33 protein-coding genes and 1 pseudogene are annotated in these 24,437 nt (G+C 45.3%); 27 read left to right on the top strand and 7 right to left on the bottom strand.

The features are described from left to right. Positions 1-415 precede the first annotated feature (415 nt). Positions 416-682 carry a hypothetical protein gene (locus QUA47_RS19935; protein ID WP_333432029.1) on the bottom strand — a complete coding sequence of 89 codons (267 nt, stop codon included), beginning with the start codon at positions 680-682 and terminating at the stop codon, positions 416-418. 307 nt (positions 683-989) lie between these two features. Here QUA47_RS19935 and QUA47_RS19930 point away from each other — a divergent pair, with 307 nt between their 5' ends. The 7 genes from QUA47_RS19930 (at position 990) to QUA47_RS19900 (ending at position 6,546) form a co-directional block, all read left to right on the top strand. Beyond that, positions 990-1,556 (top strand): hypothetical protein, encoded by a 567-nt coding sequence (locus QUA47_RS19930; RefSeq protein ID WP_333432028.1) that lies wholly within the window; start codon positions 990-992, stop codon positions 1,554-1,556. Positions 1,557-1,806: 250 nt separating this feature from the next. Further along, on the top strand, positions 1,807-2,058 hold the full coding sequence (locus QUA47_RS19925) for a hypothetical protein (RefSeq protein WP_333432027.1): 252 nt from the start codon (positions 1,807-1,809) through the stop codon (positions 2,056-2,058). Between the two features lie 128 nt (positions 2,059-2,186). Next, entirely contained in the window at positions 2,187-2,429 is a 243-nt protein-coding gene (locus QUA47_RS19920) for a hypothetical protein (protein ID WP_333432026.1), read from the top strand. 34 nt (positions 2,430-2,463) lie between these two features. Next, positions 2,464-2,676, top strand: coding sequence for a hypothetical protein (locus QUA47_RS19915; RefSeq protein WP_333432025.1), 213 nt, complete (start codon positions 2,464-2,466; stop codon positions 2,674-2,676). Positions 2,677-2,922: 246 nt separating this feature from the next. Further along, positions 2,923-3,090, top strand: coding sequence for a hypothetical protein (locus QUA47_RS19910; protein ID WP_333432024.1), 168 nt, complete (start codon positions 2,923-2,925; stop codon positions 3,088-3,090). Between the two features lie 29 nt (positions 3,091-3,119). Beyond that, complete coding sequence (locus tag QUA47_RS19905) at positions 3,120-3,605, top strand: 3'-5' exonuclease (protein WP_333432030.1); 486 nt, start codon at positions 3,120-3,122, stop codon at positions 3,603-3,605. A gap of 79 nt (positions 3,606-3,684) precedes the next feature. Beyond that, positions 3,685-6,546, top strand: coding sequence for a DEAD/DEAH box helicase (locus QUA47_RS19900; RefSeq protein WP_333432023.1), 2,862 nt, complete (start codon positions 3,685-3,687; stop codon positions 6,544-6,546). Here the strand turns inward: QUA47_RS19900 and QUA47_RS19895 are convergent. From QUA47_RS19895 to QUA47_RS19880, 4 genes are all read right to left on the bottom strand, one after another. After that, positions 6,527-6,904, bottom strand: coding sequence for an HNH endonuclease (locus tag QUA47_RS19895; protein ID WP_333432022.1), 378 nt, complete (start codon positions 6,902-6,904; stop codon positions 6,527-6,529). The two genes, QUA47_RS19900 and QUA47_RS19895, sit on opposite strands and share 20 nt — an antisense overlap. A 55-nt stretch (positions 6,905-6,959) precedes the next feature. Continuing rightward, entirely contained in the window at positions 6,960-7,409 is a 450-nt protein-coding gene (locus tag QUA47_RS19890) for a DUF5049 domain-containing protein (RefSeq protein ID WP_333432021.1), read from the bottom strand. Positions 7,410-7,539: 130 nt separating this feature from the next. Continuing rightward, entirely contained in the window at positions 7,540-7,737 is a 198-nt protein-coding gene (locus tag QUA47_RS19885) for a hypothetical protein (protein ID WP_333432020.1), read from the bottom strand. 15 nt (positions 7,738-7,752) lie between these two features. Then, a complete protein-coding gene (locus QUA47_RS19880) occupies positions 7,753-8,787 on the bottom strand; it encodes a hypothetical protein (protein ID WP_333432019.1) in 1,035 nt (344 codons plus the stop codon). Between the two features lie 7 nt (positions 8,788-8,794). Here QUA47_RS19880 and QUA47_RS19875 point away from each other — a divergent pair, with 7 nt between their 5' ends. The 15 genes from QUA47_RS19875 to QUA47_RS19805 all read left to right on the top strand — a co-directional run bounded on the left by QUA47_RS19875 (position 8,795) and on the right by QUA47_RS19805 (position 15,163). Then, entirely contained in the window at positions 8,795-9,196 is a 402-nt protein-coding gene (locus tag QUA47_RS19875; RefSeq protein WP_333432018.1) for a hypothetical protein, read from the top strand. Positions 9,197-9,294: 98 nt separating this feature from the next. Beyond that, complete coding sequence (locus tag QUA47_RS19870; RefSeq protein ID WP_333432017.1) at positions 9,295-9,591, top strand: hypothetical protein; 297 nt, start codon at positions 9,295-9,297, stop codon at positions 9,589-9,591. Positions 9,592-9,673: 82 nt separating this feature from the next. Next, a complete protein-coding gene (locus tag QUA47_RS19865) occupies positions 9,674-9,961 on the top strand; it encodes a hypothetical protein (RefSeq protein ID WP_333432016.1) in 288 nt (95 codons plus the stop codon). A 21-nt stretch (positions 9,962-9,982) separates the two neighbouring features. Further along, on the top strand, positions 9,983-10,438 hold the full coding sequence (locus QUA47_RS19860; RefSeq protein ID WP_333432015.1) for a hypothetical protein: 456 nt from the start codon (positions 9,983-9,985) through the stop codon (positions 10,436-10,438). Between the two features lie 2 nt (positions 10,439-10,440). Continuing rightward, on the top strand, positions 10,441-10,671 hold the full coding sequence (locus tag QUA47_RS19855) for a hypothetical protein (RefSeq protein WP_333432014.1): 231 nt from the start codon (positions 10,441-10,443) through the stop codon (positions 10,669-10,671). Between the two features lies 1 nt (position 10,672). Continuing rightward, the gene (locus QUA47_RS19850) at positions 10,673-11,146 is read left to right on the top strand and encodes a hypothetical protein (RefSeq protein ID WP_333432013.1); all 474 of its coding nucleotides are present in this window, start codon (positions 10,673-10,675) and stop codon (positions 11,144-11,146) included. Positions 11,147-11,234: 88 nt separating this feature from the next. After that, positions 11,235-11,507, top strand: coding sequence for a hypothetical protein (locus tag QUA47_RS19845; RefSeq protein ID WP_333432012.1), 273 nt, complete (start codon positions 11,235-11,237; stop codon positions 11,505-11,507). A gap of 86 nt (positions 11,508-11,593) precedes the next feature. Beyond that, a complete protein-coding gene (locus tag QUA47_RS19840; protein WP_333432011.1) occupies positions 11,594-11,932 on the top strand; it encodes a hypothetical protein in 339 nt (112 codons plus the stop codon). Beyond that, positions 11,887-12,369, top strand: coding sequence for a hypothetical protein (locus tag QUA47_RS19835; protein WP_333432010.1), 483 nt, complete (start codon positions 11,887-11,889; stop codon positions 12,367-12,369). Before QUA47_RS19840 ends, QUA47_RS19835 begins: the two co-directional genes overlap by 46 nt. Before the next feature lie 4 nt (positions 12,370-12,373). Continuing rightward, the gene (locus QUA47_RS19830) at positions 12,374-12,664 is read left to right on the top strand and encodes a hypothetical protein (RefSeq protein WP_333432009.1); all 291 of its coding nucleotides are present in this window, start codon (positions 12,374-12,376) and stop codon (positions 12,662-12,664) included. Positions 12,665-12,866: 202 nt separating this feature from the next. Continuing rightward, complete coding sequence (locus QUA47_RS19825; protein WP_333432008.1) at positions 12,867-13,106, top strand: hypothetical protein; 240 nt, start codon at positions 12,867-12,869, stop codon at positions 13,104-13,106. A gap of 28 nt (positions 13,107-13,134) precedes the next feature. Beyond that, the gene (locus QUA47_RS19820) at positions 13,135-13,647 is read left to right on the top strand and encodes a hypothetical protein (protein WP_333432007.1); all 513 of its coding nucleotides are present in this window, start codon (positions 13,135-13,137) and stop codon (positions 13,645-13,647) included. Between the two features lie 68 nt (positions 13,648-13,715). After that, positions 13,716-14,090: a hypothetical protein gene (locus QUA47_RS19815; protein WP_333432006.1), complete on the top strand. Its 375-nt coding sequence runs from the start codon at positions 13,716-13,718 to the stop codon at positions 14,088-14,090. A gap of 41 nt (positions 14,091-14,131) precedes the next feature. Further along, positions 14,132-14,626, top strand: coding sequence for an HD domain-containing protein (locus QUA47_RS19810; RefSeq protein ID WP_333432005.1), 495 nt, complete (start codon positions 14,132-14,134; stop codon positions 14,624-14,626). 24 nt (positions 14,627-14,650) lie between these two features. Continuing rightward, positions 14,651-15,163, top strand: a complete 513-nt coding sequence (locus QUA47_RS19805; RefSeq protein ID WP_333432004.1) for a hypothetical protein — start codon at positions 14,651-14,653, stop codon at positions 15,161-15,163. Between the two features lie 27 nt (positions 15,164-15,190). Here QUA47_RS19805 and QUA47_RS19800 read toward each other — a convergent pair whose 3' ends face one another. Further along, the gene (locus QUA47_RS19800) at positions 15,191-15,484 is read right to left on the bottom strand and encodes a hypothetical protein (protein ID WP_333432003.1); all 294 of its coding nucleotides are present in this window, start codon (positions 15,482-15,484) and stop codon (positions 15,191-15,193) included. 661 nt (positions 15,485-16,145) lie between these two features. Then, the gene (locus QUA47_RS19795) at positions 16,146-17,450 is read right to left on the bottom strand and encodes an NB-ARC domain-containing protein (RefSeq protein WP_333432002.1); all 1,305 of its coding nucleotides are present in this window, start codon (positions 17,448-17,450) and stop codon (positions 16,146-16,148) included. A 733-nt stretch (positions 17,451-18,183) separates the two neighbouring features. Here QUA47_RS19795 and QUA47_RS19790 point away from each other — a divergent pair. The 5 genes and pseudogenes from QUA47_RS19790 to QUA47_RS19770 form a co-directional block, all read left to right on the top strand. Further along, positions 18,184-19,257, top strand: coding sequence for a gluconate 2-dehydrogenase subunit 3 family protein (locus QUA47_RS19790; protein WP_333432001.1), 1,074 nt, complete (start codon positions 18,184-18,186; stop codon positions 19,255-19,257). Between the two features lie 23 nt (positions 19,258-19,280). Further along, complete coding sequence (locus QUA47_RS19785) at positions 19,281-21,122, top strand: GMC family oxidoreductase (RefSeq protein ID WP_333432000.1); 1,842 nt, start codon at positions 19,281-19,283, stop codon at positions 21,120-21,122. Between the two features lie 4 nt (positions 21,123-21,126). Further along, entirely contained in the window at positions 21,127-22,269 is a 1,143-nt protein-coding gene (locus QUA47_RS19780; protein WP_333431999.1) for a hypothetical protein, read from the top strand. Between the two features lie 14 nt (positions 22,270-22,283). Continuing rightward, positions 22,284-23,534 carry a hypothetical protein gene (locus QUA47_RS19775; protein ID WP_333431998.1) on the top strand — a complete coding sequence of 417 codons (1,251 nt, stop codon included), beginning with the start codon at positions 22,284-22,286 and terminating at the stop codon, positions 23,532-23,534. A 271-nt stretch (positions 23,535-23,805) separates the two neighbouring features. Further along, positions 23,806-24,378: pseudogene (locus QUA47_RS19770) on the top strand (S41 family peptidase); the annotation flags it as partial. Between the last annotated feature and the right edge of the window lie 59 nt (positions 24,379-24,437).

Genomic DNA, 24,437 nt, shown 5'->3' with positions numbered 1-24,437 from the left:
GTTGTCTTTGTTAGTCTCTACGTTGTTCGGTAGTTCGTTAATTTTGATGATGAGTTCAAGCTTGCCAATTGTCATAGGTAGTTTCGTTGGTTTAATGCGTTGCTTTTCTGGTACTTTGCCAGCTTTGTTATATTCTCCAGCCTAGGGGTGGAAATCGCTACAGCTTCATCAGATAGAAGCATATCCTGACCCAGGGCTTAAAACTGCTAAGGGTAGGCGGGGAAAACCAATATTGCGGGTATACACCAAACTAGACAGACATCTTGGGGTTAGTTTAAGGCTGACTTTTGCTTTTCTTCCAAAGTTTGACCAATTGAACGATTAGACAACGATTAGACATCAACTAGCCCCCTTACTTCCTTTGCCCTGCTTGCTTTTGGTAGCCCAAGAGGGGGAAACTACGACAGACAATTCCTCAACCACTACTGTTGAACGTCTTACTCTCTGCCGTTTTTGGGATGGAAGCCTCCTGTTCTTGCTTATCTTTCAACTCAAAATATTCATGTATCAAGTCTTCTAGACCTTGGCTGTTGTCCACACCACGTTCAAGGCAAAACATTTTAAACCGTTTATATAGGCTTTTTGGTATGTGACCCCGAAGGGCGGCGTAACCTGGGTCTTCTTTTTTTGCTGGCACAGTAGCTAAAACTAAACTTCGCAACTTCTCTCTCCATTGTTTCATAAGGTTCCGACGCGGTTTGGGTTGCTACTTATTTATATTGCGAAGTTGCTACTTCGTAACTTATAGATTATACTAACACTCATAGACGCACGCAGAGCTAGTTAAGAGCGTAAAACGGTCATCCGTAAACTCCCGCAAGGGAATGCCCGCACACTAACTCAAAAGCGCCTTAAACTCAGTGCCCGCAACACTTTTACAGGTTAGCGATTGCAGGCATACAAAAAACGAAACCCAAAACCAAACCCCGCCCCCTCTGACTCGCAATCTTCTGGGGCGGGGTATGGCACTCACAATGGAGATTTCCTTTATGTTCGCAGATTACGGGCAGCCATCGCAACCCGCCCGACCAAGCTTTGTAGAAATACCCAATCCCCGCGTCACCACCACTAGGGGACGCATGGAAGTGACCAACGTTCGCCCTGAAAACGTCATGGGTCGCTTACTCGATAGCCAAGACAATCCAATACTCGAATGCGGACACACCGTTTATGTGTGCCTGAACAAGGCGGATATCCTGTGTCCCACAGAACAAGCCAACGTGATGAGTTGGTGGCAACTGGGGGAACAAGCGCTAACGACCTACACCGCACCCAGAAAATATTCTCTGGAATCTCTAATCAACCGATTGGACCTGCTCAACTTGGATGAACTGTATGCTTTGCGAACCTTCGTCTGTTTGGAAGCCGACCCGTTCAAAGCGTATTCCGGCACCGTCAACAGCGACCTATCCCATTTGCAGCTTTGGTTCCCCACCGTGCGGGCTCTTTGTCGTGTGGAACAAAACCAGTTAGCTGCTGCATTGTGTACTTGCATTGTGATTGCCCAATCCAACCAATCCGAAGCACCTACACCGGGCGACGGGAGGAACGATTAATTATTGAGTTGATAGAAGATGGCATCTAAAATTTCTCTTTTAGTCACGTTAGTGGGTTGAGTTTTTTTTGATGCCCCACTTGTCCAACCTAGAGCTAATTACGCCACGCAGAATATCTAGAACATCTTCCACGCGACTAATCCCCTAGAACGAGTAGGAGGCTCAAATGATGACAACAAACTTTGATATTAGGCTGGCAAGGACACCAAGTTTCAGGCCACAATTCGTTTATTCGCAAAATCTGGATTTTGTGCCTAGTCCAGACGATACTTTACCGTCGATTATTCCTGGTCTGAACAGTTTGCCAGCTCAATCTGATGGCTGTGAACGGGTAAGGGTAATGGTTTTTGGATCGAGTTACGGGGTAACATACACGATTCGCTGGCTTTACAAGCTACAGTTCGCTCATATCAGCGAGTGGAGTTTGCTTATGCCTGCTCCAAGTGAGGGTGAATTTATGAGCATTGTTACTAAGCGAATTCCATTGAATCCAACTAACTAATTGCCATAGAACTTGGTAACAACTTGGTAATAAATTGGTAACAACTTGTTCGGCGACGCTGGCGATTGTTTCATCTGTATCAAAAGCGATCGCCAGTTTCTTCTATCAGACACCAGTGAGGCATGACTATGACCAACGGCAACGGGCCTAACGGTGACACGTCAAACGGTGACACGCCCCAGCCCGATCCAATACAAAAGTTAACGGAATATGTCGAATCTGTGGAAATTTCTCTGGAAATCCAGGAAGATAAAACAGATGTCATTGAAGATCAGGTGGCAAATCTGACCGAGCAGATAACCGAGTTAAAACAAGAAATAAAAGAGATGTATGGAGATGAAGAGGACTGGGAACGTATGTCAAAGACTTGACGGGCTTATCACACGCCGTCAGGCTAAAAACCGATTGCAACGTTCCAAGCTGGAGCGAACCAAGCGCTTGCGAGATGAAGCTGCCTTGGGTAGACCTTTTAGAAAGTCTCCCCTGCTAGACTTCGTTGATGATTTGGTACATAGACCCCCAAATCAAGAACAGATGCGTCAGCTTAAGGAATTGCTTCTACAAGAACAGAAGGCGATCGCTAAACTCATTGCCTTAGTTGACCAGCACCTAGAGTAGCGGTCTGCCGTTCGCAAAACAGCCCAGCCACACCCGCTGCTGGGCAAGTTTTGTTTTTTGTGGATGAGGGGCAAGAGCGTTCGGGAATTCTTGATTTCGCTTGGTAAACGCGCTGGGTGGATTAGCTGCAAATTGGATGATTTTTCGGTTATCGTGCCGGAATTAAGCGAGTGGAAATGAGAGCTTCGGAAACAGCAATTTCCAACAGAAATTTCCGTAAAAATTGAAATATTTAAAGCAAGTGAGTTGGCTCCTAATCAAGAATCAAAAGCCTCTAAAGAATCGTGGGAACTAGCCAAGAAGCGACTCCTAGAATCCGGGCAGACCGATGAAGTGACAGCGCCGGAGGCTACTGTTACTTCTCTCCTTGGTGAAGCGGACAAAGCGGCGGATGAAGCTAGTGAAGTGTTGTAGGATATGGAGTGCAGCACGGGAGGTAAAGCATTCCAGAAATAGCAATTATCAATCATCTCGGTGAAATGTTGCTGGATACGCTCATAAACCCCTCCATTGTTATACCTCCAGAAGTGACAGAGATTCACGGCATTAGCGATGCAATGGTAGCCGATGCTCCTACCTTCCCTGAAGTCTATCCCCGCATTGATGCTGCCGTGAAAAATAAACGAGTGTTAATCTACAATTCTGCTTTTGATCTCCAAATTTTAAATTACTGTTGTCGGCTTCACAGTTTGCCGATTTTGAAGTTGGCAAAGCGCTCTGATTGTTTGATGCAATGGGTAGTGCAATGGGCCGGAAACTCAAGGTATTATCACAAAGATTATCAGTATGTTCCCCTCCACGGTAGACACCGAGCGTTAGCAGATTGCACGGCCGCTTTTGAGCTTATTAAACTAATGGCAGCGGATTCGGATCAAATCAATTGTCCCGTGCCGATTCCTGAGAATAAGCGCAAATCCCAAAGTCAATGACGCCGCGTTCAATGGAGAGAATGTCAGCAGTCTGGGAGAAGAAGTTTATGATGAGGCAATTGGAGTTATCCCCAAAACCATGACAAACCCCGAGCCCACTGACTATGCTGCTCTTATCCGCGCTGTGAGTCTCAACAGCGAACGAAAGCATCCTGAATGGCTAGACCCAGGAGAGCAGCTCTGTTCTCCCAAGTACGGACAAGGCGAGGTTATGTCTTGGGTGGGCAACACGCTTATAGTAAAATATCCCGGATACTCGATTCCCGTTCAATACAAAAATTGGCAGCAAGCTGTTGAAAGGGGTGAAATAGCCCCTGGGGAAGCATCTAAAACACCAGAATTCTTATCCGAAGCTGAAGAAAACGGTGCAGGTGAAATACAGCCTGCTAGCTTTTGTCAGGTAAGTGCAGCAGAAATTGCCGCTATTCCTCAACCCAAATTTAGAGCGGTTGCGCTTGAGTTAGCTTCACATCTTAGCGCGGTTCGCATTACCCCTCCCGCCTCTGGTTCCTTGTACGCCATTCCCAAAGACTTACCCTGGGCTTTACAAAATGCTCTTCGGGGATTGGGAATTCACCAACTGTATTCGCATCAAATTGAAGCCTTAGATTGCCTGCGTCAGGGCTGGGATTTGAGCATCGTCACTCCCACAGCATCGGGGAAAACCCTGTGCTACAACCTCGCAATTCTCGAAGACTGTCTGAAGAATCCCCAAACTTCTGCGCTCTATATTTTTCCGCTGAAAGCTCTAGCTTTCGATCAGTTTCGCAAACTCCAGCGTATTGTCGAAACCTTTCCTCAAGAACAGCGGGTAAAAGTTGGACAAATGACAGGCGATACTCCCTACACCGAACGTTTGAAACTCTTTGTGCCTCGTCCCCCCAATATTTTAGCGGTCAGTCCCGACTTGCTGCACTATCAATTATCCAAGATTCCGCGCGTCTCACAATGGGAACCCTGGCGAGAATTTTTGCGACGATTGCGTTGGGTGGTTATTGATGAAAGCCACTCGTATACAGGCGCTTTTGGTGCTCATTTTACTAACCTAATGCGCCGTTTGCGTAGGGCGGTTGACAGCGTGGGAGGCAACAGCAGCCAGCTCCAATTTATTTGTTCTTCAGCTACAATTGGCAACCCGCGAGACATGGCAATGAGATTTAGCGGTAGAATGTCTCAACCCGACCAATTGCATTTAATTGAAGGTAGCGGAGCGGGGAGTGCTGGAAGGACTGTTTTGTGTTTGGCTCCTAGCGACACGGCGAATTCCGATGCTTGCAAGATTGTATTATCTTGGCTGCAACAAGACTTAAGCGGAATTGTGTTTTGCAATAGTAGAGGAGCCGTTAAGAAGCTTGTTGATTTAATTCAAAAAGAAAGTACGCGACAGGGAAATAGTTATTTAGCACAAAAAGTAACGGCTTTTTACGGCTCTTTAAAAAGTGACCGTCGCCAAAACATTATTAGTCAACTACAACGAGGGAAACTTAAAGTAATTATTTCCACATCAGCGCTAGAAGCGGGTTTAGATTTACCGGAATTGGATTGCTGTTTGGTGAAGGGATATCCCGGTTCTATTATGTCCTTTCGTCAACGCTTGGGACGTGCGGGGAGAGTCAATCCGGGATTGGTAATCTTTTTGCCAGTTTCCCAAAGTTCCCTTGATTATTATTACGGTAAGCATCCCGAGCAATTGCTATCAGGAGAAGTAGAAAGCGCCGCCTTTAATCCCAATTATCCTACCATTGTGAGCAAACACATTGAATGCTGCTGCGTCGAAAGCGGTTTGCCTGCTGTTGAGGTAGAAAGTCGATTTGATCCTGTGGGAGGTGCGGTTGCGGAGGGACTGCTGGATCAAGATAGACTCTTCCTATCTCCCAATAGTACGCTCCGAGGGTGGGGAGAACCTCATGGGCGAGTCAATATTAGAGGCAACGCTATAGATGCTGTTGAATTAATTGATGAGAATACGGGAGAATCCTTTGAAGAAATGTCGCGCGACATTGCCTATCGAGAAGTCTTTTCCGGTGCAATTTATACGGCTTTTGACGAAAGCAACCGTTTAGTTACTTATCGGTGTCAGAGCCTAGATATCGACCAGAACAAAGCAATACTCCAACCCTTTGAAGAAGACCCCAGCTTGTTTACGGAACCTGATTTAGACCTGCAAATCAAACTTTTAGAAAACCTAGAAGACCCCCGCATTATCCCTACCAGCTTACCAGAAGCAAGGTTGAGGTTAACTTTGGGATGGGGCGAGATTACATCAGAAGTAACGGGCTACAAACTTTGTAAAAGAGAATACCGACCAACTTGCACTAATGTCAAATGTCGCCACCACCAACAGCCCCTTGAAGGTAAAATATGTACGTCTTGCGGTCGGACTTTGAAATCGATTGAAATGAATACACTTATTAAATCAGTCTCGTTCAATCCGCCCTATCAAATACAGTACCAAGCTCCCGTTGTTAAAGTTGAAGTAAATCCGGGTCTAATTGCTGCAATTACAGGTGAAGTTGACCGCCACAAAGCTAGTGCAAGAACTCAATATGGAAATGATATTCCTCAAGAGTTAAAGGGTTTGTTTGGGGGCAATGCAGTTATGGTTGCCCTGCACAGTATGGCTCATCAAATTCAATTAGCAGTTCCCCTCGTCGTGCTTTCATCTACTCACGATGTGAATTGTACGGTAGAGCAAGATGATTCGGGTATCGTCGCCTATTTTTTTGATACCACAGATGGGGGAAATGGAGCATCTGAAGAAATCGGAAAGCAGTTACCGTTATTCGCTGCTAAAGCAATGTCTCTAGCCTCAAGTTGCGACTGTCCTGACGGGTGCCCTAAATGCTTAATTCAGATTGGCTGTCCCCAACAAAACCAGGGATTGCACAAGAAAGTCGGTCTGTTTCTGCTTGAAGCAATAGCTACAAATTCTTCAATTTAACAGCCGATAAATTGTCCGGTTCCGATTCCTCAGAAAAATTCATGATATCCCAATCCACCCCATCATCGGGGAACAGGGATAATTGCCCTGGAGATACGTTGGACTGACCGCGATTGTGATACGAAAGGTGACACGCGGTACACAGGGCGATTAAGTTTTCAGGGCGATTGTCCTCCGGTATCCGGTTGCGATGATGCACCGCTAAAGTTAAAGCACAGCGTTCAGATTTGGTTAAGCCGCTTTGTTTGCCGGGTCGGAGGCATTGTTGATGGCACTTTGCACAACGCCAGCCCGCGTTTTCTTTCACCGAGAGCGCAATCTCTTGCCAATTGTCGGGATACCTCTTTGGTTTAGCCATAGTTTATTTCTCACCATTGGCGCGAGCCCTTTTCCTGTTACCAACTCCATCCTATTTATAGAGCTGCGAATCCCCTAAAGATGCCGCTGCAATAAATTTCCAAGTTTGCTTCAATCCATTGAGCGGTTTCTAGATATCCCAAAGCTACGGCTTGAAGCCGCACCGTGTTTGCATGGAACATATTGGTTGTTTGTGCTTCTCGAACTGCATTAATCCCTTGGAGGATGCACTCCGGTATTTGGATCGGTTCCTCTGGCTCTAGGGAACTGGGCAGCTTCCCCAAGAAACCGAGATATTCCTTTACCCGCAGCTCGAAGTTAGCCTCAGCTTCAGCTAAATCGGTGAAGTACCGGCCGTAATAAAAGCCACCGTCTTGACAGTTGTAGAAGTGCGTTACCCATTCCTCATTAGGACGCCATTCTCTGAGAGTAATGTAACCGGGGGCTTGACCGCCATCACCGGGGATAGGATGCGATTTTAATATGGAGTGACTTTGAGCGTTCATAAACACTTTGTGTGGGGTGAATGCGGAGAATGTCTAATCTATCGAGTTCGATAACTTGAAAACTAAGTAGCAACTGTCGCAGGGGCGTAGGGTGCATTGCGGGTGCATCGGTATTCTTTCATTTGATTAGTTAAGCGCGAGGTTTGAGAAATTGTAAAAGTTCATCTCCATGTTGTCCAATCGGGTTATAGCCTATTGGCAGCCAAAAGTAATCGGAAGCCCAATAATCGCCGTCAAAATCTTTCAACCACCAATCATTATCTACACCGCCCAAACAAATCTTTTCTACGTTGAAGTAAAGCTTGATTCGCTGAAAATTATTAGCCATCGGTTGAACCATCAATCAAAAAGCTGGGGGATACTCAAAAGCAGGTTGCCAGTTACTATTAATTAGCCTACCCGTTTTTGCTGCACTGTAGTTGCCTCTCAAAAAAGAGCGGCGCTTGGGTTCTGAATCACCCGTTTGCCGTATTAGCGTTTGAGCTAGCGGGTGGTGGCTGCTAATCAAAAACTCGTTCCTGGTGTTGAGCCTTTCTAGAAACCGAAGCTGGGGGAGCTGGTCGAATTTCCCACCCACCCCGCGATTGCAGCTAACGCAAGCTAGCACGAGATTCCAGATACCGTCAATGGGATGAGCGATGCCGTAGTTGATGAGAACGCGGGGGAAAAAGTGGTCTACATCCGTTAAATCTGCCGCACTGCTGATAATCGAAATATCGCCAAAGCAATAGAAACACTTACCCCTTTGATAACCGTTCAAAGCACCGCGACACGAAGTAATGTTGACGCGGCGAGCGCGATTCTGAGTAAATAGCAGGCTTTCGTCGAGGTCGCAACCAATGGAAATGAGATTGCGGGATACTTTCAACTCCCATGCCGTTTCCACCAACCGCCACCGCGCATCCACCTCTTTGGGTAAGTTCTGCCCCTGGTTTCCCTCCAACATCCCAAACAACTCATCAGTCAGGGTAATGACTTTAGCACCCCGGCGTTCACTACTGAAGAAATGCACGGGTGTCTCCGTTTTATTGACGTTGTGGAACTTGTCGAGCACTACCTTGAACCCTTCTCTCGCCGTAATCGAAATCAATTCTTCGTAGCTAATCTCACCCCGGTCGTATCGGCGGCAAGCTTCCAAGAAGGGGTAGGGAACATTGGTTTGTTGAGATTGGCTATCACACAAACGCAGGTGTTCCAGAGTATGCCGCGCATAAGCTTGTGCCAACTCCTCCAAGGTAATGGTGCTTTTACCACCGGGTGCTAACTCCAACAGCGACTGAGCTAGCGCAAACTTGTACGAGGCGACGTTCTTGCCAAAGAGAATAATACCCCGCCAATAATCCTCTATTGATGGTGCATCTCCCCAAAACTCTGACATACGCGCCTTGACAATAGTTCGTAAACTAACTACACTAGCTAGCAGGTTATCAAAAAGGCGATCGCCCAAGTCCGGTCAAAGTCGAGAGCGATCGCCCTGTACCCAAAGCAAATCGGATACAAGAGTAATGAAAGCACAGATTTACGTGAATAGGCACATCACTGCCGCCAATAAAAAAGCTAGCAAGCTGAGGGGAGTGTTGGTGGACGAGCGGGCTATCAGCATCAATACTTACTTGGGGTCGGTCTATGCAAAACGGGTAGAGTTCACCAGCGGCTGCGTGTTGATTCAGGATGCGAGCAAAGCTCGGTGTTCGGGAGCGACGATATGGATTGAAGCTGCATTTGAGAGTTTGGTGATAGATGGGGTAGCAGCAGACCGAGCGATGTTCAAAAAGGAGGGAAGATGACAGTCGTTCAGACAATCCCAGAATCAAGGCGTATTTAAAAATACCTGCATCCCGCGCAAGCTGAAATCGACAGTTTCCTCACTAGCAAGATATTAGATATGTTCAAAGGCAAAGAATACATGACTCAACAGCAGAAAGCCTTGGCTGAAGAATTCGAGGCTGGCCTCGAATCGGAGTACGCACTTTGTATAGCCCAGCTCCAAAAAGCAAAGCAAGCGATTGAATGGGCGACGGCAGGCTTAACCGAACAAGAGCAAAACTTAGCCAATTCCGAAATTGATGCGCTCCGCAAGTATTGGTACGAGCGGTTAGAAGCTCTCATCAATCTTGCATCCTGGAGAGCTCCGAAGTTGCTCCAACAATTGAACGAAAAATATCCGCAATCGCTATCTTAAGCACCTTATTAGAAGTTTAGTTCGAGAGTTTGGTGATAGGTGGTGTGATAGCAGACAAAACGAGGTTGAAAAAGGAGAAAGCATGAAGACAACGGAGCTCATTATTTCTGAACTACAGAAATCCTTGTCCTTGAAAGGTTTACAAATAAACAAACTGGATTCTCCCGTTACTAGCGGTTACTCGGAAGAATGGGATATCCAAGATAGCGAGGGGTGGAACTATGCAGGTTTTGGAGTCAAAAATGGGGGCTATGAATACACCCTTGCACCAAACAAATCTTTACCCTTTGAAGCTCAATCAACAATCGATTGGGTGCAAGCTGAGATTATCCGAATTCACCAATTAGCTTCTAGCACTGGCGCCCCCTAAACAAATAACCCGGAGCCTATCATGTATCGCGAATTAATCGAAATACTAGCAGTAGAGCTAGCCAGACGACAGGGATATTCCATTAGAAACATCAATACCAATAATCCCAAGTTTCAGGTCTACCCAGCAATGGCTAAAGTTTCCCTTGAAACCATTGATGGGTTATTGAAACAAGAAGGTATCAAGTTCAAAGACCAGGAAGTGTATACTATTGGGCGAACATCTTGCTCCCCCAGTACCAACATTCTGCTGTTGGATGAATTGACCGACAGACTGATCGTTAATCTAGCTAAGGTTAACGGACTAAAGATTGAAAAGATCTACTTGGGCGATGTCATTATCCAAGTGTATTTAGGAACGGTCAAAACGTGTTTGAGTGTAATCGATAGTTTCCTCTCACAAAGAAAGCTAGAATTGGAGGACTTAAAAGTGTCCGAAATGTGTCAGATACCAACCCTATCTAATCAGGAGTCATAACAATGTATCACGAATTGCTCGAAAGATTGGCGCTTATACTAGCCAAAACAGAGGGATGGGAGATTGAAGATATTCACGGCGACAATCCGAGAATGAAAGTGTATTTAAAAATGGCGGCAGCTTGCTTGGGTGAAATAGACAATTATCTGGAAGAACAAGAGGTTGAATTCGGGGACTTAGAAGTTAATGCAAGGTATCAGATGCCGCAGGTACTAAATCAGGAGGAAGGCTAACATGGCTCAACCCAATCAATACGATGCCGTACTCGGTGGCAACAGCTTTGGGCCACCCCCAGGAAGCGCGGTTATGGGAACAACCAACAGATACTCGGAACCAGAACACCGCCAATTTTGCTTGGACATGGCAGCAGCTCAGTTGCCAGTCACCTATTCTGACGGTCGCTTCTATTGGTCGGGCCCGTCTGTGATAGTTGACGACCTCCAAGATGTTCTCGGCGCAACTAAAGTCAAGTGCGTTTGGGATGAGCTGGGTTCTCAATTTGTGGTGTATCCCAGAGCCTACAGCCGGGAAGCGATCGCTCAAATGCGAACTTTAGATGAGGCAGACATTCTCAGCATTTACTTTTTCGTGCAGGCAAGAACGCAACCATACAAAAGGCTGGCAGAGAATTGCTTGAAAACTATCCATTCAGAATTCGGTTTAAAGGTGGAAATTTTAAAAGCTGTTACAACGGAGGGTGTTTCATAACTAACTACGTTTATTGATTGGGACATTTACTCAAGGTTTAAATGCCTTGCAGGTAGAATCTTTAAAATCAAAATGAGGAAAACAATCAATGAAAGTGCCAGTCACTTGGGAAGATGCCCAAAGCTTGCCCATCCCCGCTGATGATGAATTAGAACTCGTAGCAGGGTTAACAATGCAAGAGGTGTACAAAGTATACCGAGATAGGGGAGGAAGAGCTCTTATTGACGGCTCTTGTTACTATTTTGCACGGCAAGCTGGTTTCAGAATTCCTAAAGAAAAGTTTCCAGAGTTTTTGGAGTTCTGTAAAGCCAAATGGAAGCTCATAATCCAGTACCTAGAAACCGAGTATCGAGTCCGCTAGTCGGTTATTAACTCACAACACAATCAAGCTTTAACTATGCCGTATCTAAAGCTTGGTTGCCACATAGTACAAGAACAACACAGATTATGTTTGTAGCTCAATCCATCAGACAACCAGACCAGTTTTACTACGCCCATACTTTGTCGAGTGCTAGGCGCTGGAAAACGCGCAGGGGTGCTGACAAAGCTGTTGCTCAATACCCCAACAGTTACATAGTAATCGCTGAAGCGGAAATAGGTTCGCCAGAACACAAATCTCTGTTTCTGATAGCTCGCATCCAAGTAGAAAAAGCAGCAGAACAGGCTTATCGGAATCATAGTTCCGAGGCTTTCTCACCCGAATACCCTGACACTCATTTTGAAGAATTGGCGGTGCGGGCTTGGGAAGGCTATCAGCAGCAGCGGTTGCAGGAGGTCACAAGTTGAGCTTGTATGCCATCAGGTTCAAAAAGGATAGCAAAGTGCGCTATGCCACCGAAACGCAGGGAAATCCCGAATACAACGCCATTGATTCGGCTACTTTGGAAGGAGCAAAGAAGTGGAAAACGGAACGGGGTGCTAAAAAGTATCTCGAATCTCATGTTTTGGTAGGGCGGCAGGGTGAAAGAATCCAAGCGAGGTGGACGACCATCGAAGTTGTGGAAATCTCAGCGCAGCAGCAATATCACACCAACAATCCTGAAGTTATCCGCCAAGCTAAAGCTAAGTACGATAGCAAGCGCCCCGTCCTCTCATTTCGCCCAAAACCAGAGATTTTAGAATGGTTAGAGAAGGAGCGATACGAGAATGAAAGTGATGCCCAACTGCTGAATCGCAAGTTAGAAGAGTTGATGGATTTGGAAAGCATTAGGAAAAAGGAATAACAAAATGAGTATCTACCTCATTCAACTAAAGCAAAAAGAAGAAACGTTTTTCGGATATCGCAACAAGAAAGGTGAATGGAGTGCCGTAACAAACACTTGCTTTGCCACTAAGTTTAAAACAGAGAAAGGAGCATGGAGGGCGATTGAACGAGGGGATGACTTACTCCTTTCGGCATACGGAAGTGCTTGTTGGCACGACCTACTCCAGAAAAAAGGCTATAGCATTAACGTAGTTAACATTAATGTAGATGTAGATGTAAATGTAGATGTTGCCCCACCAGGAGTCTTTCAATAAAGGAGTTATAACCGTGAGTTATCTAATTAAAACTAAATAAAAACAACAGCTAAACGCATCCTTAGAAAGCATATTTGCTGCACTTGCGATACAGCCTACAAAAGAGAATTGGATCTGCCAAAGCACGATAAGCTAAGTATAATAGACGTAAGTGTTGTTGGTAAAAAGAGAGTGACCTGTATGAGATGGTGGAGTCAGCACAATGAAAAAGGATTTAACTTTAAGTGAAACAATGGATCAGGTCTTTGACATACTAGAACCTTTAAGCGGATCGTTAGGGGAACATTCTTTTTCGGTGACGTTTCACTCTCGCTCCAGGGGAGTTATTGAATTCATGCTGAATTGGAAGTGCTTCCAGGGTGAACTCCCCTTCAACAGTAAGGACGAGCTAATAGAGAAAGCGAGAGAATTGCTAGAAATGACCCAGGAACTCAAATCCTAAGTAAGTTAGCAACACCCAAATTATTACCGTGAACAATCCAACTGAAACTACTGACCTAGAGGAATTCAAAGCATACTTGCAAGACTTAGCTGCCGTGATGGAAAAAGTACCCGGCAGAACCGATTGGAAGTACAGGAGTTTTGAGGCATTGGCATTAGAATGCGGAAGGGTGATGGAACCCAAACCGCTGCCTAAAACCATCAAACGAGGTCAACCGAGACTTTGTTACGCCAATTGTCAGCAATTAGCCTTAAAAAACCGCAACCTAACTTATGTCGAAGGCTACGCAATGGCGAAAGGCGTATCTCTCCCGCTGCAACACGCTTGGCTGCTCGATACCGACGGATACGTCATCGACCCGACTTGGGATTCTCCGGGTTGCTGTTATTTGGGCATTGCGTTCAGAACGGCTTGGGTAAAATCAATTTGGAATTCCCGAAAGCAGAAGGGACGCACCGATGAATTGAGCATTTTGCAGGGGAATCACCTCGAAGATTTCTCGATTTTTAAACAAGGATTCCCGGCTGATGCTCTTGCTTGACTTTCGATGAGTTGAAGACCATTGTTCGTTAACTTAAATTATCGCTCAACCAAAGAGGAAATTAAGGCATGACTAATTACATCAACACAAATGAACTGGACGAACTCACACAAGATTTTTTATCCAGTTTTCCTTCTCATGTGCACATGAGTTGGAGCGAGTGGCAGGAAAAAGCCGAAGCTTACGGGTTGGATGAGAATGAGATTGCTGAATTGCAGCAGTACCTAGAGGTAAACAAGCAGCTCACCTCTCCTATGAGATTCGCCGGTCGCCAGTGGTGGCTGACCAAACAGGAAATCGAGCACGTCAAAGTCCTACAGGAATATTTGCCTACCACTTGGGAATCGGAAGTTCAAGATAGAATGCAGCGCGGTGGGTTGGGTTACTTAAACAAAGATTGGCGGTTAAAAGAAACGAAGAAAGCTAAGCGTTTAGTTAAGTAGCAGCAGGCGCAGCATAAAAGATGGCTGAGGGGGTGAATTTCATGAATGCCGCAGATAAAGCCAAGGAATTTGCAATTGCCAAACACGCCACTCAAAAATACGGCGAGCATCCTTATTCGTACCATTTGGCTCAAGTATCTCAAGTTCTGAGCGAATTCGGTTATGCAGGCGATGAAGCAATTGCAGCAGCGGGATGGTTGCACGATGTTTTGGAAGATACGCCAACAACTTATGAGATGCTGGTGTCCGAATTCGGGAAAGAAACAGCCGATATTGTCTTTGCCGTAACCAGTGAACCGGGAGAAAACCGAGTCGATCGCTTTCGCAAAACCGCACCAAAGATCCAGTCAAACAAAAAAGCTTTGATTGTTAAATTTGCTGATAGAATTGCCAACATCGAAGCCAGCATCCAAAGCAATCCCAAGCTCTACAAAATGTACGTTAAAGAGTTTCCGCTATTCAAACAACTCCTGTACAATCCGCAGGATATCGAGCTAATGCCGATGTGGAATCGATTGGAAAACCCGAACAAGTAAACTCAAGAGAACAGGAAATTTACCGTGGATACCCTCACTCAAACTATCTCAGGAGAGCAGATAAAGTGCTACTTAGAAAGTGTAGTTGCAGCAATGGAAGTACCGCCCGCCAGAGCGCATTGGAAGTACCAACGCTATGAAGAGTTAGTCTTAGACTACGGCTTCATTATGGAACCTCAGCCACTACCCGAAACGATCGAACCGGGCGCACCTCAGTTTTGTTATTGGAATTGCCAGCAATTAGTATTGGCAGATAGCAGCCTCACCTACGCCGAAGGATACGCCCTTCATGCCGCTGTCGGATTTCCAATTAGCCATGCTTGGTTGCTCGCACCCGACGGATACGCCATCGACCCGACTTGGGATTCTCCGGGTTGCTATTTTGGAGTTCCGCTTGCTACAGCGTGGGTGGAGTCTGTTTTAGAGGCGCGCCACCGCATTGATAATCTCAGCATATTTGACGGCAACTACATCGAGCGATTTTCCCTGCTCAAAGATGGATTGCCGGTTGATGCTTTTGCTAACTTACTGCGGTGAATTGAATTGGGTGTTGTTGAAAATCAATCAATCTCCAGACTCTCTTGATTCCCAGAGCAACTCTACAATTAGCTGAAAATCTTGAGTGTTTGGTGTATACCCGCAAGCCTCTTCCCATGCTGCCGTTAGAGCTTCCCATTCCTCTGGAGTCTCGGGTTTTTGGCGCACCAGGGTGAGGAAATTGGTTTTGATGCGCGCTTCTGCGGTGTCAACCCCAAACCGAACCAGTTGCATTTCAAACGCGGGATGGCTGCTGTTGGCGAGGATGTCAGCATAGTCGGTATCTAGCAAATTGATTTGTTCTAGCGGCGAGTCAGTCATTTCTCTACCTTCCATATTTCTTAGTGCCTACCTCACCATCATTTCACGCTTGACTCAGTTGGAGAGCGATCGCCAAGTCAGAGCACACAAAGTACACAGCAGCAGAAACTCGCTTGGCGATCGCACACAGTCCCGGCTATCCCTGGGTTTTTAACTTGCTATTCTGAAGTTGTTTTAAAAAATCAACAGGATGGATTCATTAACTTTTTTGCAGAACATCCTCACCAATCCCACCAACATAGAATCCATTTGGGACCTTGGATAACGAGGTAAGATTAAAAATAAATGCCATACTCCAGTAGCTTAACCGACGAGCGAGTAGGATCTCATCAAACCGTTATTGCCCAAGAAAAAGCAAACTAGACAGCCACGGTGGACATAACGACAAATCTTACAGGGCATTTTTCATCAACTCAAGAATGGATGTAACTGGGGCGACCTATCGAAAGACTTACAACCTTACTCTAGAGCAAGGGAAGAAAGGAGTTGTTGTCATACCGACCCGCGCTCGTGATTGAACAGTTCAATGCTTGGATGGAACGGTGGAAGAATTTGGTCAATAATTTTGAGCGGACGCGCTTATCATGTGACTGCCAAAATCAATCTATGTTTCATTCGGCTAATGCTCAAACGGTTGGCAAATGTGGTAAATGAATAGATATCAAATGGGTTCTAACAGTCCGCTAACCTGGCCCAGTTTGCTCAAACAGCCTGTGACATATTCCATGACGACGGGCTGCTGGGTATATTTGCCCGACCTCTGCTCGATTAAGCTGCGCCAAGTTAGCGATTCCAGAGATTCCAACAGGCTGGCACGAGAAGTCGTGGGCACAATGCCTACCTGTAATTCGCTGATTGTGGTCCATTCACGATTAATTGCTAACCAATACATGATGGTCTGCTCTACGGGTGACAACCGCTCAAATTGCCGATCTAATAATCGACGGATGCCATTGAATACAAGTGTCTTTTCTTCCAAAAATGCTGAAATATCACCCCCAAACAGACTCTGAATCGAAGTGCTAACCATTTTCAATGCCAGTGGATTGCAACTATAAAATTCACAAAGTTGGCGTTTTTCTGTATGAGTTCCCACTAATCGCTGAGAGTCAATTAATGCCAGCGATGCTTCCCAGGAACCTCTCAGAGAAAATGATCGCACCGCTCCATCAAAATTTTCAAATGTTCCAACTTCAGCGGATTTCTCACGACTGGTCAGTAGGATACAACTTCGATGACTCGATTCTCCAAGTAACTGAAATAAGTCACCATAGTCTGTGAAATCGGGCTGGTAGTATCCAGCGTAATTACCTGCTTGTAAGATTGTTTCTTGATTATCCAAAATCACCAGACAGCGATGAGTTTGGAGCCAGTACAGGAGCCGTTCTGGTTTTGCCTGGATATCTTGCCGGTTAGAAAGGAAAGGCACCAGTTCGGATAACAATTTATCTAAGGGAGGGGCGTTGCGGAGCGAACGCCATAAGACAAATTCAAATTGTCCTTGTAAAAGTTGAGAGACTTTGGCAGCTAAGGCACTTTTACCCATGCCGCCCATTCCGACGAGTGCAATCAGTCGGCAGCGATCTTGAATGATCCACTGAGTCAGTTTTTCAATCTCTTCAACCCGACCGTGGAAAGTAGAAACATTGATCGCCTCACCCCAATCGATTGAACGTTGGACTTGAGGTTGGGGATTGGGGGGCGGGGCAGCAAGGTGGGTGAGAATACCACGTAGATTTGTTTTGTTGACTTTGCGACCCAAGACCTCACTCAGGAGCTTCCAGAATCGGGGACCAATGTCCCGTTGTAGATAGTTGGTGGAATAGCCTGAGCGCTCGGCGATGAGATCGTATGTCAAGTTGTTCCAGGCACCAAACAACAGGGCAACTTCGATCTCGGTGAGAGGTCTAGCGATTGTGCGATTGACCGCATGGGTGATGACCTGCAATCCCTGCTCAAATTCCATAAATTTATACCTCTGGACAAATATTAATCTTATCTAAACCATACTTTCCATACTTCAACTCCATACTTTCCTGTAAAGACGGTACCAGGGAGTTTTGATAGATTATTAATTACCAGGATTTTTAAATTTTTGAAAGTTTAATAGGGTGGATCTAGCGAAGCTGCGATAAGGGGCAATGTAGATAATTTGGCAGCTTTTGATAGTTGAAATGATCTAGATGACAATTAAGCAAAAATTACTGACACTTTTTCTGCGTATAGATTTTAGCTATTTATTGCCGGCGGGCTTCCAACCAGATTTTGTAATAACTACTCAGAAGCCACAAAACTTATTGCTTCTGCGAACATTCAATTTTAGGTTTCTGAAAGCATTACACAGTAGCGGCACTTAGACAAAAAGTGAGTTAAAAAGTGGCTTCAAACCTAGGCATAAAAAGCATTCCCCTTTTAAAAAGCCTCAAGCGAGATAGGGCAAGAGTTTCCGCCGTTTTTAGGTTATTGGCCTCTTCTTCTTATTTAGACTGTTTTTGGCTTCTTTAGAGACGAGGAAATATCTAGGTTCCACTAAGTCCCTGTACGCATTTCCAGCTAGATTGCCAGCAGTGGTGATAGCCTCTCTATTGATCGCACAGCTAAATAGATAGCTACTACTGAAACAAGATTTTCTAAAAAACAAGAACTTGCTTTTGCTTGAATCTAAATCCACTACATTTATATTTCCCAGGAAATAATTTATGGCTGTTGAAATTTTACAAACAGACGACCAGTATGTACTAAACCACTGCACTAAATTCCTTGCCAGAGATAATACAGATCCTCGCCATAACTTTGGACAATTGACTGACAACGATCCTCGATCTCGGATTGCTGAACCTTGGCGATTTCCGATTATCGATAGTTACAGCGATGGTAGTGATTTTGTTAAGAGTTATTCTTCCAATGTAGTGACTTTCGTATACCAGCAACCAGGGGCAACTGCACCCCAAAATGTTGCTGTGATTGGGACTTTCGCCAACCTTTATGAGCCAATTCCACTCAAGCCTGTTAACTTTATTGGGGAACCCACAGGATATTATGCTTTATCGATTGTGGTACCAAAAGCACAATTTCACACTTATAAATTTATCGTCGATGGGCAGGCAATTATAGACCCAATAAATCCCCAGCGTGCTCAGCTTGACAACGGTCAACTATGGTCACGATTTTTTACCCAATTGTGTACTGAACCATTAAACTTTGAAGACTGGGAATTTGACATTGTAACTCGATTAGTAAATCATATTTTGCCTTTCAGAACTGAGGAAGGGGAAAACTTTGTGAACCGTTATTACAATTTTTTGGGTAAACAAGATAAACAAGTACAATACGCCTATGCTTATCGTCTAGATGAATCTGTAGGAGCAGCAAACTTTATTGACAACATTTTAGCTAGGGAAGAGAACCATCATTTAATTGATTACAAAATTTGCTTAGATCAAATTAACCGGATATTGAGACAGCGCAATCCCTACGTTGAGCCAAAAGATGTCTCTAAAGAGTTGTACATCGATTTGTATAACGAAATGGCTACTAACCAAGTCAATGGTTGGAATTATCAGCAATACCAAGAACCTCGTTTCTTCCTCCAATTACTGCGACGCCACACATTTACAGGTGCCTTTTCTCATCCTAAATATGGTGGCAATGTGGGAGGAACAGGTTGGGCTTATCTATCAGAAAGGTATAAAGATCAGAATGGTAAAACCCTATTTGATTGGCGCAGGGCGATAGAAGCACCCCTCGGACTTAACAGCGATTATCGGGGCTAATTGATTTCATCAGGAGAAGATATATGCAAACTGAATTTGATGTAGTAATCATTGGTAGCGGCGCTGGAGGTTCTCCTATTGCCTACACTTTAGCGAAGGCTGGAAAATCAGTGCTGATCCTGGAAAAAGGTCCGTTATTTAGACCTCAGTATCAGAATCCTCAAGGGTTAAGTGACTTTAAGCGTGACGAATTGTTTGCTGATGGCCCAGAAAAGCGCATCCGCGTTCCTGGAGTTGCTAACCTCAATGAAGCCTTTTATTCTAGTCACGTTGAACCAGATATTAACGACGAGCCGCATATCTACCGCGATCCCAATGGGCAAGATAGAGCCACAATCGAAGGCTATACAGCTCAAGTAGTAGGGGGCGGTACTCAACTTTATGGTGGTGTTTCTCTACGGTTTACGCCTACCGATTTACGCCTACAAAGCTTTAATGCTGGACGTAGAGACTTGAAGAATGACCCGAATGGCGATGTGCAGAGAGAAGCGCGTGATTGGCCTGTCAGTTACGACGAACTAGAACCGTACTATGTGAAAGCTGAATACCTTGTAGGTATCAACGGCACCGCCGACCATCAGCTCAAGCCTTTTAGTAAAGATAGTTATCAACCGCCCTTAGAACCTAACCCAATTAGCAATTATGCGAAGTTTGGTATGGAGAAGCTAGGTGAACAATTGGGTGCAGGTAAGCCGATTAAGCCCTACCGCGCACCTCTAGCGGTGATTACCCGCGATCATGAACCTAGTGGTCGCAAAGTTCCCAAAGACCCCGAAACTCTCAAAAGCAGTTATGTGAACCGCTTTGGCTGTCCTTTAGGTGTGAAATCAAATACTTGGGTATCTTTACTCAGCCCGATCACTAATTTACCAAACTTTGAAATTCGGACAAACTGTGTAGTCACCCATCTAGAAAGCGACGGGTCCAAAATCAGCCGAGTAGTGTACCGCGATCCGAGTGGCAAAACCAGGTTTGTTCAAGGAAAGTTGGTAATCGTAGCCTGTTCTGCCATTGAATCGATTCGGTTGCTGAAGCTCTCAGCACAGCTCAGTTCCGAATTCAATAAACGCATCAACCAAAATGATTTACTGGGTAAATACTTCCTGACCCACTGTTTTGGAGGTGCTAGCGCCCTTATGCCCACCCGCAGCGATAAGACCTTAGCTCTTGATGCTGATTGGGCAACCGATGCTTGCGCTACTGACGACTTTCTCAAAAGCAGAGGACTTTGGGCAGGTGGAGCAATCTACAACAATACTTCTGATCAAGCCTTGCCTATCTCTCTCGGACGTACCCACGGTAGTCGAGATTTAGACACGCTTTGGAAAGGCTTTATCGAGGACACCAGTTTAGCTGCTCAAGGGTTGACGGACTTTTTGGACAACAACATGGGTAGGGGTTTATCGGTCAGCTTTATGGCCAATCAAGTACCCCTGAAGACCAATCGGATTGAACTCCATCCCACGATTCAAGATAAGTGGGGTCGTCCTGTGGCTCACATCATCAAAGAATGGCATAGCCACGACAGATATCTAATGGACACCTTGGCTGAAATGTGTGGCCAGATTTTGAAACTGGGTAGTAATTCAATTTCAGGCGAATTCAAATTTGAATTTCAAGGTCAGGGTGGCGTGTACCTGGCAGAAAATGCCTTGGCACGGATTGCTAACCACATTCTTGGAGGAGCAAGGTTTGGTACTGACCGCAAAGACTCAGTGCTAGACCGTAATTGCAAAGCTTGGGACTTTGATAACCTCTATGTTACCGATGGCTCATTTATGCCTACTTCGGGAGGCGCAAACCCAACCTTGACAATTCAGGCCAATTCTTTCCGGGTAGCTGACGAATTACTTAAGAGGCTTTAACTTTATGGACCCAGCATTTAACGATATTCAAAGTAATCCGTGGAACGAGATTTTCAAAGTCGTCTTCTTTCCCGATCGCATTTACCATGCTGAATACCTTAACGCTACCCGTAGCCCCCGCTACCGTTACAATGTGCGAGAGGTTCGCAGCTACCTGGGTATCAATGCCCTGAAGGGAGAAGTATATCTCGATGGAAAGTTTATCAGTAATTTTTTGCGACTGGAATACAGATCCAGTCGTTTAGTAGAGCAAGTACGCGAAAAAAAGCGATTGCTCAGTAGTGCTGTGATTGCCTGGGTGAGACTATTACCAGAAGATGAAAGCAAAAAAGCAGAGTCTAGGGTAAAGCTGCATTATTGCCCGTGGATTGATGCTTACGAGGTGGAGATTTGGGAAACCCTAGAAGCTCCCGCCACCAGCTACCACGATTTTCAGATTTTGGATCAGATGGGGCGTAATGGGCCGATTACGCGAGTCAAGGCATTTAACCCAGCTTTGCAAGATATCAAAAAACTGACGCAGATAGAGCTGGCATTTCGTGAAAACGATCGCAATTTACCCACTGGCTACCAAATTAGTGATGCTGACGCAGCTTGGGACAATGACTATTCGCGATCGCACCAAGAACCACGCACCCAAGAACCTAGTTCATCGCAAAATACCATTGAGGATCTCAACTACCTAATCAACTTCCAACGCGGTTGGTTTTTAGAGGCACCGGACATTCAGCCTGTGCGCTATCGCAATGCCATGATGGATGGCGACAATCCCGAGCGAGCAGACAACAACATTATTAATATGCGCTGGATTGTTCAACGGGAACTAGGTGGTTCCACGATCTTCTTCCATGAAGTAACAATTCCTCCCGGAACAGTGGAAGGCACTCACCAACATATTGGTACAGAAGAATTGTATTACATTACCGAGGGAGAGGGCATAGCCTATATGCGTGCCGGCGACGATCCGGCCACAGACAAATACCCGACTGTAAAACGTCAAGTCATGGGACTGGGAAGTCGCGAATTTAAAGAACTCCCGGTGAAACCAGGTAGCGTTATTTTCACCAAGAGTGGTGGGATGCATGGCATTAGTAACCCTGGTACAGCACCCCTAAAATTCGTTGCTTTTTTGTATCACACCATCTAATCCTAACCTTTGCCATGTTTATCCTTCATTCTGACAGTGTTTTTCAAGTTGATCCCAATACCCCGCCTGACTATAGTCGGGGCAATCCGCTGCTGAAATTGCTGAACTTTCTCGAACGCGCCCAACTAGCGGCTGAACGTGAATTCTATTTGAGTGGGGAGTTCCAATATTTATTTCCCTATGAATCCCTGGTTTTATATGGACCTAGTGGAAATGATGCTAATATTCTCGACCCGACTCAGCAAGACAATAAAACAGATTTCCAAAAGCAAAATATCAAGGATTTTGTAAGTACCGACACCTTTTTGATTCGAGGTTTGGTGACTGTGGGAAACTGGACAGGGCCGTTTTTACGAGTTTCTTACCGTGGTGGCCCTGATACTAAATTATCCGCTGCTGCCAACCATAAACTAGGAGAAAAAATTAAACTCTGGATTAAAGTGGCAGATGTAGCAACTCCTACTCCGCTTTTGGTGCCGTATAATCCACTGAGTGATCGCTATGAAGTTGAATTTTGGGGTTATCCAGGCAATGATCTGCGAAGTCAGCTAGACGACAAGGGGCGCAATGCTCTCGATCGCGGTGAACTTCAAGTACGTAATGACTTAGTACATGGTAGCATAGCAGACTTCAACCGAGAAGTATTAAATGATCGCTATATACTGGATGTTGCCCCCACAAACACGATGCATCCTGTGTTACCCCTCCATGTGGAACTTGCTTGGGCAGATTTTAGCGAAAAAATTTGGGACTCCCAAAATGGGGCAAACTACCACTACGAATTCAACATGATCCTCCGTGGATGGGATCACTTTTTGGGAACAGGTATCAGTCCTAACCCTCACGGTGGTATTGGCTTTTTGGAGTATCGCAATTTGATGTCTAACTATGGGCGTTACTCTAGTAAACCTGAATTGGGCCGCCAGTTAAACTCATGGAACTTCAACGCCTTTGGTAGCAAAAATTTTGGCGGCGGATTTGAACCATTCTTCGCCGTAGATTACATGGATTTGCACATCCTCAATGCTAATTGTGGCATCGGTTTACATCGCCATCGTGACAACCAAGAAGTCTTTTTGATGATGGATGGTCAAGGCTTTATGGTAGTGGGTGACTGGTGCAAAATGCCAGAGCGAGAACGCAGCTTTGAAATACGGACATTACAGGCAGGACATTTTGTCATGCTAAAAGGTGGTAATCTCCACGCTTTAATGAATGCTACTGATGAACAAGCTTCTTTGTTTATGTTCGGGGGATATGATTAAAATTGGGCGTCAACTTAACCATTTGACCCCAATTTTTTGATAGTAAGCGGCATTCTCTCTATGTCGCTTGCGTTCTTACTTAATCAAACCCAGTATTTTATGATGCTTAACTAAATAGGTAACTACATCTGTACTTCCACTCCGCACTAAAGCTCGCGAAAAATGTTAAAACTTATGAAAGACTCTCTCTAATGAAATGCGTTGTTTTGGTTGATTTAACTCTACAGAGCCCGATTAACATAAATCATTAAAAACTGCATATCAGTTTAGTGGCAAAGCTACCCAAGAGATGAAGGCTGCAATCGAAGCTTTAGAGAAACAGAATGTTAAAGGCTACGTAATATATCTTCGCTCTAATCCAGGTGGCTTCTTTAGAGCAAGCATTGATATTGCTCGAATGTGGCTTTCTAGCGGCGTTATTATCACTTCAGTGGATCGAGGGGGAAAGCCAGAGCAAGAATTGGCAAACAATGGCGCACTGACTCAGAAACCGCTCGTTGTTTTAGTCGATGGCGGCTCTGCCAATGCCAGTGAAGCCTTTGCCGCCGCATTACAAGAAAACCAGCGATCGCTCCTAGTAGGAACGCAAACCCTCGGTTATAATTCGCTTCAATTGATGCAGGGACTCCAGAATGAAACGGGTCTTTTGGTGACGGTTTCAAAATGGTTGACGCCCACAGGACGAGATATTCAGGGAACGGGACTTGTTCCTGATGCAGTCGTAGAAATGACCCACCGCCAACGGCAAGACCTGGTTGGCGAGCGTAAAATTGGCACTGCCGCCGACCCTCAATTCGCGAAGGAGTTAGAAATGTTGAATCTGAAGTTGAGAACTCCCAGGTAATCGATTATTCCTCACTGCTATTTAACTTACTATGCTGAGGTTGTCCTAAAAATCAACCC

The organism is Microcoleus sp. MON2_D5 (assembly GCF_036701905.1).
Classification (GTDB): domain Bacteria; phylum Cyanobacteriota; class Cyanobacteriia; order Cyanobacteriales; family Microcoleaceae; genus Microcoleus.
Note: the sequence above shows the minus strand (reverse complement) of the source record. Positions and strands in the feature narration are given on the sequence as shown.

Coding starts and splice junctions, on each gene's coding strand:
- QUA47_RS19935 (WP_333432029.1), bottom strand. CDS start 682: ATGAAACAATGGAGAGAGAAGTTGCGAAGTTTAGTTTTAGCTACTGTG.
- QUA47_RS19930 (WP_333432028.1), top strand. CDS start 990: ATGTTCGCAGATTACGGGCAGCCATCGCAACCCGCCCGACCAAGCTTT.
- QUA47_RS19920 (WP_333432026.1), top strand. CDS start 2,187: ATGACCAACGGCAACGGGCCTAACGGTGACACGTCAAACGGTGACACG.
- QUA47_RS19900 (WP_333432023.1), top strand. CDS start 3,685: ATGACAAACCCCGAGCCCACTGACTATGCTGCTCTTATCCGCGCTGTG.
- QUA47_RS19895 (WP_333432022.1), bottom strand. CDS start 6,904: ATGGCTAAACCAAAGAGGTATCCCGACAATTGGCAAGAGATTGCGCTC.
- QUA47_RS19890 (WP_333432021.1), bottom strand. CDS start 7,409: ATGAACGCTCAAAGTCACTCCATATTAAAATCGCATCCTATCCCCGGT.
- QUA47_RS19885 (WP_333432020.1), bottom strand. CDS start 7,737: ATGGCTAATAATTTTCAGCGAATCAAGCTTTACTTCAACGTAGAAAAG.
- QUA47_RS19880 (WP_333432019.1), bottom strand. CDS start 8,787: ATGTCAGAGTTTTGGGGAGATGCACCATCAATAGAGGATTATTGGCGG.
- QUA47_RS19870 (WP_333432017.1), top strand. CDS start 9,295: ATGTTCAAAGGCAAAGAATACATGACTCAACAGCAGAAAGCCTTGGCT.
- QUA47_RS19865 (WP_333432016.1), top strand. CDS start 9,674: ATGAAGACAACGGAGCTCATTATTTCTGAACTACAGAAATCCTTGTCC.
- QUA47_RS19860 (WP_333432015.1), top strand. CDS start 9,983: ATGTATCGCGAATTAATCGAAATACTAGCAGTAGAGCTAGCCAGACGA.
- QUA47_RS19855 (WP_333432014.1), top strand. CDS start 10,441: ATGTATCACGAATTGCTCGAAAGATTGGCGCTTATACTAGCCAAAACA.
- QUA47_RS19850 (WP_333432013.1), top strand. CDS start 10,673: ATGGCTCAACCCAATCAATACGATGCCGTACTCGGTGGCAACAGCTTT.
- QUA47_RS19845 (WP_333432012.1), top strand. CDS start 11,235: ATGAAAGTGCCAGTCACTTGGGAAGATGCCCAAAGCTTGCCCATCCCC.
- QUA47_RS19840 (WP_333432011.1), top strand. CDS start 11,594: ATGTTTGTAGCTCAATCCATCAGACAACCAGACCAGTTTTACTACGCC.
- QUA47_RS19830 (WP_333432009.1), top strand. CDS start 12,374: ATGAGTATCTACCTCATTCAACTAAAGCAAAAAGAAGAAACGTTTTTC.
- QUA47_RS19825 (WP_333432008.1), top strand. CDS start 12,867: ATGAAAAAGGATTTAACTTTAAGTGAAACAATGGATCAGGTCTTTGAC.
- QUA47_RS19815 (WP_333432006.1), top strand. CDS start 13,716: ATGACTAATTACATCAACACAAATGAACTGGACGAACTCACACAAGAT.
- QUA47_RS19810 (WP_333432005.1), top strand. CDS start 14,132: ATGAATGCCGCAGATAAAGCCAAGGAATTTGCAATTGCCAAACACGCC.
- QUA47_RS19800 (WP_333432003.1), bottom strand. CDS start 15,484: ATGACTGACTCGCCGCTAGAACAAATCAATTTGCTAGATACCGACTAT.
- QUA47_RS19795 (WP_333432002.1), bottom strand. CDS start 17,450: ATGGAATTTGAGCAGGGATTGCAGGTCATCACCCATGCGGTCAATCGC.
- QUA47_RS19790 (WP_333432001.1), top strand. CDS start 18,184: ATGGCTGTTGAAATTTTACAAACAGACGACCAGTATGTACTAAACCAC.
- QUA47_RS19785 (WP_333432000.1), top strand. CDS start 19,281: ATGCAAACTGAATTTGATGTAGTAATCATTGGTAGCGGCGCTGGAGGT.
- QUA47_RS19780 (WP_333431999.1), top strand. CDS start 21,127: ATGGACCCAGCATTTAACGATATTCAAAGTAATCCGTGGAACGAGATT.
- QUA47_RS19775 (WP_333431998.1), top strand. CDS start 22,284: ATGTTTATCCTTCATTCTGACAGTGTTTTTCAAGTTGATCCCAATACC.